The sequence below is a fragment of the Leisingera sp. ANG-DT genome (assembly GCF_000813785.1).
Classification (GTDB): Bacteria; Pseudomonadota; Alphaproteobacteria; order Rhodobacterales; family Rhodobacteraceae; genus Leisingera.
In genome coordinates this window covers 210,828-219,488 of sequence record NZ_JWLE01000001.1, presented here as the reverse complement: position 1 = coordinate 219,488, position 8,661 = coordinate 210,828, and the positions used below count along the sequence as shown (strand labels likewise).

Below are 8,661 nucleotides of genomic sequence, written 5' to 3'. Positions count from 1 at the left end.
GACGGGCGCTGCCCGGCCTCGCGGGCCGGGCGGAACACTAGTCTGCCATCTGTACTGTTACCGGGTGGTTACCGGAATGCAATCGGCATTGCCTGCAACCAGCGCCGAGCAGAACCTGCGCGCATCCGACAGCCCGTCAAAGCCCATCGCCCGCAGCCGGTAGAAGGTGCGGCCGCCGCTTTCGGCGCGCTGGATCACCCGCTGCTTGGTTTCCAGATACTCCGGGAAACGGGCGCTGATGCGGTCCCATTCGGCGCGCGCCACCTCGGGGCTTTCATAGGCGCCCAGCTGCGCCAGACGGGTGCCGGCCGCCAGGGTTGCCGGGTCCACATCCACGGTTCCGGCACGCGCTGCCGGCGCGGCAGCGGCCGGAGCCGGGCTGAACCGTGCGGGCCGGGCCGAGGGCCGCAGCGAGACCTTGACGCCGGGCGCATTCAGCAGCGCCGGAGAAACCGTGGCAGCGGCCAGCGCAGGCTGCAGCGGCTCCGGCTGCACAATCGCGGGCGCGGCTGCCGAGGCAGGCACCGCCGCGGAAACATCCTCGGCCTCGCGCGCAAGCTCCGCCACCAGCGCATCGATATCGCCGTTCTGGAAGGACGCCACTGCCTCCTCGCTGACACCTGTCTCGGCGCCAAGGGCTGCTGGGGCCTCCGGTTCTGCCGGGGCGGCGGGCACGTCCGCAACCGGCGCGGCCTCTGCCGCCAGTTCCGGCAGCGGTTTGTCGTCTTCTGTAAGTTCAATGGCAGAGGGCGCCAGGGTCAGCCGGTCGGCGGGCGCCTCGGCGCTGCCGCGGGCGGCCACTGCGTTCACGGCCAGCCCCTGATGGTCGGCTTGGCTGCCACCCGGGTTTGCGGGCTGTTCACGCATCGGGCCTTCGGCGGCACGCACCACCGGCACACCGCTGACGTCGCGCATCACCAGCTTGTAGCCCCAGAAGCCGACGCCCGCGACCAGCGCGATGGAGGCCACCGCGCCCAGAATGCTCAAGGATTTGGAAAACCGCGCCCGCAGCCCCGCAGGCGCCGCGGCATAGGCCGCGTTCTCATCCGCGCCGTAGCCCTGCCCCTCTGACTGATAGCCATAGGCCGGGTCTTCATAGCCATAGGCTGGTTCAGCGCCAGGCCCGGTATACTGCTGCCCTGCATAGGTCTGATCGGAGTACTGCTGCCCGTAAGAGCCGCCAGCTGCGGTGTCCTGCTGCCGGCCATCGCCCTGTGAATAGGCGTGGCCCTGGCCCGCCTGCGCAAAATACGCCATTGTCCGCCTCACTGCTCGGTTCGGCAGCACCTGAACCGGTGCTGCACCCCAAGTCTCTTGAACTGCCTCAGTCCGGCGGAATGTGTGATTTATTCCCTCAGGGGGCAGGCCCCTTTGGTTATCGCATCTCTTCTGCCGGTTTCACGCCAAGAATACCAAGACCTGCGGAAATGACAACGGAAACGGCCCGCGCCAGCGCCAAATTCGCATGTGTTGCCGATTGGCTGCTCTCCTTAACAAAGCGTAAATCCTCATTGGATTTGCCGAGGTGATAGAGCCCGTGCAGCTCAGACGCGAGATCGTAGAGATAGAAGGCCACCCGGTGCGGTTCATGGGTGCGGGCGGCGATTTCCACCTGGCGCGGCCATTCGGCCAGCTTCTTGGCCACCGCCAGCTGCGCCGGATCGGCGATCAGGCTGAGGTCGGCAGCGTTCAGGGTGGCGTCATTTGCGGCAATGCCCTGCTCCTCCGCCTTGCGCAGGGTCGAGCAGATCCGCGCGTTGGCGTATTGCACATAGAACACCGGGTTGTCCTTGGACTGCTCCAGCGCCTTGTCGAGGTCGAAGTCGAAGCCCTGGTCGTTCTTGCGGGTGAGCAGCATGAAGCGGGTGACGTCGGCGCCCACTGCATCCACCACATCGCGCAGGGTGACAAAGGTCCCTGCCCGCTTGGACATCTTGAATTCCTGGCCGTCCTTGAACAGCTTCACCAGCTGGCACAGCTTGATATCCAGCGGCACCTTGCCGTCGGAGAGCGCCGAAACCGCCGCCTTCATCCGCTTGACGTAACCGCCATGGTCGGCGCCGAAGATGTCGATCAGCTCGTCAAAGCCGCGCTCCACCTTGTCGAAGTGATAGGCGATATCCGGCGCGAAATAGGTCCAGGAGCCGTCGGATTTCTTCACCGCCCGGTCGACGTCGTCGCCGTGATCGGTGGATTTGAACAGGGTCTGCTCGCGCGGCTCCCAATCGTCGGGCTTCTTGCCCTTCGGCGGCTCCAGCACGCCCTGATAGATCAGCCCCTTGGATTCCAGGCTGGCCAGCGCCGCCTCGATCTTGCCGGTGCCATAGAGCGACTTCTCGGAGTAGAACTTGTCCATCTTGATGCCGAGCTGGGCCAGGTCCTCGCGGATCAGCTCCATCATCGCATCGGTGGAGAATTCACGCACCTCGGCCAGCCAGACGTCTTCGCCCTTGCCGACATAGGCATCGCCCACCTTGTCCTTCAGCGCCTGCCCCACCGGGACCAGATAGTCGCCCGGATAGGTGCCGTCAGCAAAGGCCACTTCCTGACCGTGCGCCTCCAGGTAGCGCAGGTAGACAGAGCGCGCCAGCACATCGACCTGGCCGCCGCCGTCGTTGATGTAGTATTCGCGGGTGACGTCATAACCGGCATAGGCCAGCAGCGCCGCCAGCGCATCGCCAAAGACCGCGCCGCGGGTGTGGCCCACATGCAGCGGACCGGTCGGGTTGGCAGAGACATACTCCACGTTCACGCGCTTGTCCGCGCCCATGTCCGAGCGGCCGAAATCCGTGCCTGCGTCCAGGACTGATTTCAGAACCGCCTGCCAGACGCCGGGGGCCAGCCGCAGGTTGAGGAAGCCAGGGCCTGCCACCTCAGCCGAGGTGATCCGCTCATCCGCGGCCAGCTTGGCCGCCAGCGCCTCGGCAATGTCGCGCGGCTTCATCTTGGCGGGCTTGGCCAGCACCATCGCCGCATTTGTTGCCATGTCGCCATGGGCGGCATCACGCGGCGGCTCCACCGCCACATTGGCAAAATCGAGCCCCTCGGGCAGCGCGCCTTCGCCGGTCATGGCGGTCAGGCTGTCAATCACAAGCGTGCGGATATCGGTAAAGAGGTTCATGTCTGGCGTCCCAACTGTTCAGCACTGCGGATACCGGGGGCCGCCGGAAGGGTCAACAGGATTGCAAAGGCTGCCCGGACCCTCAGGCAGGCGGCACCGGAAAATTCGAATTTTCCAGCCAATTTTCTTCCTCAAGAAAATTGCGCCGCTGCCGCGGCGCGCGCCTCACAACACCGCGGTGCGGTCTTCCAGGATCTTGCCCCAGGTGAAGATCTCGTAGGAGCGGAAGGCGGGCACGTAAAACGGATCGCCATGGATCAGATGCTCCACTTCGATCCGGTCCTCGGCCTCGACAATCCACAAGGCGCCGCAGAAATCACCATCTGTGTCCGGCTTCAACCCGCCGCCGATGCGCAGTTCCGGATGATCCTCGACATAGGCCACATGGGCATCGCGCCGGGCCTTGTCGGCGCGGACATCCATCATCGCAGGCGCATCGCGGAACAGCACGGCCCAGCGGGTGAGAGCGGGCGCGGATTTGCGGGCTTCACGGGCGGCGGTCATGAAAACATCCCCTGGATGGCGGAGGCGGTGCCCCATTCGGTTATTTTATAGGTGCGCAAGGAAGCCACGTAATACGGGTCCTGCAGGATCAGCCGTTCCACATCCTGGCGGGTTTCAGCCTCCACGTTCCAGATCGCGCCCGGGAAGTCCTGCATTGGCCGCATCGCCAGCGCGCCGCCGATCTGCAGCTCAGGCCGTGCGCGCACATAGGCGATATGCGCCTCGCGCCGCTTCTTGTCGCTGCGCACCCGGTCCATTTCGGGCTTGTCCGTGAATGTGACGGTCCAGCGTGCCATGGCTTTCCCCTCGTTATGCCTCCCCTCGCGGATAACGCCGATGCCCCGCGGCATCATAGGGCCAGATCATAACACGGCTTACGGCCAATTTGGCGGGTTTTCAGAATACCCGGAAAGGCCGGAGGGGCACTGCAGATGGGTCTGCGCCTGCTTGGGCTGGCACGAATGCGCCTGCCGGAGGGCAGGCAGGCGCAGACCTGGCCTCAAGCGGCCCGATCAAAATTGCCCCCTGAGCACCCCCCCTCGTCCCTTGCAACACCGTGACAGGATTTACCGGACTCGGGGCTGAAAACGTCCTTGTCCTACGAAGGATGCCCCTCCGACTGCTTTGCCCCGTCGCAGATTTCGTACCAGCCGGGCTTCTCACTAACGAACTCATGAAAGCTGTTTGCCACCTCCAGCGCCCCGTCCAGCGCATTGGCGGCGACCGGGAAGCTTTCCTCCTCCGACAGGATTTCCCCCAAGGAACTGCCGCAGATCCGGCAGAAACAGCGGCCGTATTTATAGGGCGGCGCAGGCTGATACAGCGCCACTTCCTCCTTGCCCGCCACCCAGTGCAAGTCCTTTTTCTTCACAAAGACAATAGTGCTGGCCCCGGCCTTGCGGCAGCGCGAGCAGTGGCAGGTGCCCATCAAAGCGGGCTGCGCCAGCAATTCAAACCTGACCGCGCCGCAGCAGCAGCTTCCCTCAATCATTCCGGCTATCCTCTCTAACATGAATTTAATGAGAACATTACAGGAACACCTGTTGCCAAACAAGCCGCCACAGGGCGTTGCGCAAACACTGTCAGCACCGCACGCCCCGCTTTCCGGTCCTTAACCGGACTATGCGACAGTCGCCCCCGCTGCAGCACAAGGCGCGGGTCTGGCACCCCGTGCGAACAGGAGACCAGGATCCCCAAGACCACCTCTACAAAAGGTGCAGGGACGTCTGAGTGATGAAGCTTTTGACCGGACCCGGGGCGCGCTGGCGTTCCGGCCCTACCCTCCGCCCCCGTTGGCGGCGCCGCCATCTTTAACCAACCCTTGAAAGGCACGCAGACTGAAGTACAGCAAAACAGCAGCAGCCCGAAGCCCTTACACCTCGACCTTCACTCCGATCAGCCGCTCATGCAGCTGCAGGGCAAAACGGTCGGTCATGCCGGCGATGTAATCCGAGACGATCCGCGCCAGCGCGGTGCGGTCCTGTGCGGCCGCAATCTCCGCGTGCCAGCGCTCCGGCATGTCCTGCGGATTGTCCAGAAAATAGGGAAACAGCGCCTCCACCACCTTGGCAACTTTGGCCCGCTTCTCCATCACAGAGGGCGCCCGGTACATGCGGGTGAACAGAAAGGCGCGGATCTCCTTCAGGTCGCGCCACAGCGGATCGGAGAATTTCACCACCGGGTGGCCCAGACCGCGGACCTCCTCGACGCTTTGCACGCCGGATTCCGCAAGCAAGTGCTGGGCCGTGTTGATCACATCCTCCACCATGAACCCAAAGAACCGCCGCAGCGCCTCATGCCGGCGGCGGTTGGGATCAAGGCCGGGGTATTTCCGGTCCACCGCGCCATAGGCCCTGTCCAAGAGCGGCAGCCGCGCCAAGTCACCGTCGGTAAACAGCCCGGCCCGCAGCGCATCATGCAGGTCGTGGTTGTTATATGCGATGTCATCGGACAGCGCCGCCACCTGCGCCTCGGCGCTGGCATGGGTGTGCAGTTCCAGGTCGATGGCGGCATTGCATTCGGCCAGCGCCCAGGGCAGCTCCCCCACCACAGGGCCATTGTGTTTGGCAATCGCTTCAAGGGTTTCCCAGGTCAGGTTCAAGCCGTCAAACTCGGCGTAGTGGCGCTCCAGGCAGGTCACGATACGGATCGCCTGGGCATTGTGGTCAAAGCCGCCATAAGGCGCCATCAGCGCATGCAGCGCATCCTCGCCAGTGTGGCCGAACGGCGTGTGTCCCAGGTCATGCGCCAGCGCCACTGCCTCGGTCAGCTCCTGGTTCAGCCCTAGCGCGCCGGCAATGGTGCGGCCCACCTGCCCGACCTCGATCGAATGGGTCAGACGTGTGCGGTAATTGTCGCCCTCATGCTCCACGAACACCTGGGTCTTGTGTTTCAGCCGCCGGAAGGCGCTGGCGTGGATAATCCGGTCGCGGTCGCGCTGGTAGGGGGAACGAAAGGAGCTCTCCTCCTCCGGCACCTGCCGCCCGCGGCTGCGGTCCGGCATCGTGGCATAAGGCGCATGCATATGAAATCTTTTCCCTTACAAATCTTGCCGCCTGAATTGCACCTTTCTATATAAAGCTTTGCGCTGCAACCTACGCCCGTGGAGAAAGCTGATGAACCTGCCCCCCAAAGTCACAGACCGCGCCTTTGCCCGGCTGGCCGAGATCGGCGCCGCGGACCAGGGCCAGGCGCTGCGTGTCGCGGTGGAAGGCGGCGGCTGCTCCGGCTTCCAGTACGAGATTGCTCTGGATGAGGCAAAGGACGACGATCTGGTGCTCGAAGGCCAGGGCGAAAAAGTTGTCGTCGACAGTGTTTCCCTGCCGTTCCTTGAAAACGCGGTGATCGACTTCACCGAGGAATTGATCGGCGCGCGGTTTACCATCGAAAACCCCAACGCCACCTCCAGCTGCGGCTGCGGCACCTCGTTCTCCATGTAATCCCGCCGTTTACCGGCGCGGAAAACGGCCCGGAAAACAGATGTTTTCCGAGCCGGAATTATCGCATAATTCCGGCGCCCCTCGCGGGGCGCGGCACCCTCTCAGCCAGATGTCACGGATCCGTCTGCAGCCGCCCGGCACTGCGCAGCCGCGGCATCGCGGGTGCGAACTGGTCCCAGACCAGATAGAGGCCGGAGGCAATAACGATGGCGCCGCCCAAGTAAGTGGAGGCCGGCGGAAACTCCCCAAAGAACACCGCGCCGATCACTGCCATCCAGATGAACTGCAGATTCATCAGCGGCGTCACGGCGTAGGAGGCCAGCAGACGCAGCGCCACCACCAGGAGCCAGCGCGCACCGAACAGCAGGAACGCATAGGCTGCCGCCCAAGCAACATCCGCCAGCGGCATCGGCACCCAGACAAATGGCAGCGCCAGCAGCATCGCACCGCACAGCGTCAGGTTCGGATAAAACACCTGCGCCAGCGCGTTGCTTTCATAACGGCCGATAAACCGTGCAATGGTCATGGAAAACGTGCCGGACACCACCGCCGCGAAGGCCACGAAATGACCAGTTGCGGAATGGCTGCCGTCACCGCCATGGGGCAGCAGGAACAGCACCCCGGCAAAGCCAGCCAGCAGCGCAATCCAGGCCGCCGGGCGCACCGGCTCCTTCAGCACAAGGCCGGACATCGCCCCCGCCAAAAGCGGCATCAGTCCGATGAAGACAAACACTTCGGCAAAGGGCAGCAGGCGGAACGCATAGAAAAAACAGACAGCGGCAATCAGCGTCGCCACAGAGCGCAGCGCCATCGCCCGCGGGCAGCGGGTGCGGAAGCCGCCGCGCAGCCGGGGGAGCCGGTCCGCCAGCAGGCAGAATCCGACCACCATGGCCCCTGACAGCGCGTAAAGCTGCGCCGCCGCATACTGGCCCGCCAAAAGTTTCGTGATCCCGTCAGCAGAGGCGATCAGACCAGTATAGGCCACCACCAGCATGGCCCCGCCCAGAGCCTGGTTTCGCGAACAGCCCATCACGCTGCCCCCGCGCTGCCCGCCCGGGCAAATCCTTCAAAGAAATGGGCAAAGCCGGCGCAGCTGCGTTCGGCCGCGCTCAGCAGCCCGTGTTCTTCCTCGTTCAGCATGGCCTCGGTGCGCCGCTTGACGGCACTCCAGCCTGACTGGGCCATTCCGGCCTCGAATACTGCTTCTGAAAGGCTTCTCAAGATACTTCCTCCCCGCACAGCTGACACATGCACGCCCCCCGCGGGAACCGCCTGCCGGAAGGGTTTTCGCCCGGACAGGATCATGAGCCAGTTAACAACAAAATACTCGTGATAAGAATCATGAAGTCCAGAAAATTCTCGCTCTGATAGAGTAAAGGCGGATACATGCCTGTCAAGCCAGCCCTCCCAGGCGGCGGGCGGCTGCTGGCCGGCATAGCGCAACGCAATGCAGATTTCGGCAAGCAAATCAGCGTTCTGGTCGAGGAAGGCCACCAGCCCCGCAAATTCCAGGCTGGTCAGCGCCGCCTGCGGCAGCTGCGGGTCGCGGCGGCCGTATTCCGACAGGTAAAAGACGATGTGGGTCAGCTCGTAAGCGGCTTTTTTGTTTGGAATCGCAAAGGTTTCCGGGCGCGAGATGAAAGCGCGCAGCCGGTCGTCCAACCCATCGTCCTGCAGGGTCTCGCCGCGGCGGGCCAAAAGGCGGCGGGCCTCGGCGCGCTGCAGGTCGGACAGCTCTGCCTGCGCCAGCCCTTCGGCGCGGATCCATGCGGCCAGCTGCGCGCCGGTCTCCCCGGGATGACCCAAGTCTTCCAGATCCAGGCAGATCGACAGGATGAAGCGGTAATACTGGCGGAAGAAACTGATATGCCGCGCCGCACCGTCGTAGAACCCCTGCAAGGGCGCCAGGGCCTCAGCGGCAACATCGGCTCTGGTGCATTCCAGAATATTCAACAGCTCGGCGTTTTCCTTGAGCCAGAACACGTCTTCCTGGGTGCGCCGCTGTGCGGCGAAACCGCCGATCAGCGCAGCATGCGCAGCCGCCCGGGACTGGCGGGCAGCAGGTGAGAAGAACGGGATGATCTGGGCCATGGAAAC

9 protein-coding genes are annotated in these 8,661 nt (G+C 64.0%); 1 reads left to right on the top strand and 8 read right to left on the bottom strand.

Translation table 11 applies throughout. The features are described 5' to 3' along the window. Nucleotides 1-57: 57 nt before the first annotated feature. From RA21_RS01065 to RA21_RS01040, 6 genes are all read right to left on the bottom strand, one after another. On the bottom strand, nt 58-1,257 hold the full coding sequence (locus tag RA21_RS01065) for an SPOR domain-containing protein (RefSeq protein WP_039145586.1): 1,200 nt from the start codon (nt 1,255-1,257) through the stop codon (nt 58-60). Nucleotides 1,258-1,375: 118 nt separating this feature from the next. After that, the gene (gene argS, locus RA21_RS01060) at nt 1,376-3,121 is read right to left on the bottom strand and encodes an arginine--tRNA ligase (protein WP_039145584.1); all 1,746 of its coding nucleotides are present in this window, start codon (nt 3,119-3,121) and stop codon (nt 1,376-1,378) included. Nucleotides 3,122-3,286: 165 nt separating this feature from the next. Then, nucleotides 3,287-3,625 carry a YciI family protein gene (locus tag RA21_RS01055; RefSeq protein ID WP_039145583.1) on the bottom strand — a complete coding sequence of 113 codons (339 nt, stop codon included), beginning with the start codon at nt 3,623-3,625 and terminating at the stop codon, nt 3,287-3,289. Next, on the bottom strand, nt 3,622-3,921 hold the full coding sequence (locus RA21_RS01050) for a YciI family protein (RefSeq protein ID WP_039146443.1): 300 nt from the start codon (nt 3,919-3,921) through the stop codon (nt 3,622-3,624). The genes RA21_RS01055 and RA21_RS01050 overlap by 4 nt, the downstream gene beginning before the upstream one ends. Before the next feature lie 302 nt (nt 3,922-4,223). Next, complete coding sequence (locus RA21_RS01045) at nt 4,224-4,616, bottom strand: GFA family protein (protein WP_039145581.1); 393 nt, start codon at nt 4,614-4,616, stop codon at nt 4,224-4,226. Nucleotides 4,617-4,997: 381 nt separating this feature from the next. Beyond that, entirely contained in the window at nt 4,998-6,149 is a 1,152-nt protein-coding gene (locus tag RA21_RS01040) for a deoxyguanosinetriphosphate triphosphohydrolase (RefSeq protein WP_039145579.1), read from the bottom strand. Between the two features lie 91 nt (nt 6,150-6,240). On the opposite strand from RA21_RS01040, the gene RA21_RS01035 reads away from it, so the two are divergent. Further along, nucleotides 6,241-6,564 carry a HesB/IscA family protein gene (locus RA21_RS01035; RefSeq protein WP_019296551.1) on the top strand — a complete coding sequence of 108 codons (324 nt, stop codon included), beginning with the start codon at nt 6,241-6,243 and terminating at the stop codon, nt 6,562-6,564. Nucleotides 6,565-6,676: 112 nt separating this feature from the next. Here the strand turns inward: RA21_RS01035 and RA21_RS01030 are convergent, their stop codons facing one another. Together RA21_RS01030 and RA21_RS01025 are read right to left on the bottom strand one after the other, a co-directional pair. Then, the gene (locus RA21_RS01030; protein ID WP_019296736.1) at nt 6,677-7,594 is read right to left on the bottom strand and encodes a DMT family transporter; all 918 of its coding nucleotides are present in this window, start codon (nt 7,592-7,594) and stop codon (nt 6,677-6,679) included. Continuing rightward, complete coding sequence (locus tag RA21_RS01025; protein ID WP_039145578.1) at nt 7,594-8,655, bottom strand: DUF6902 family protein; 1,062 nt, start codon at nt 8,653-8,655, stop codon at nt 7,594-7,596. Before RA21_RS01025 ends, RA21_RS01030 begins: the two co-directional genes overlap by 1 nt. Between the last annotated feature and the right edge of the window lie 6 nt (nt 8,656-8,661).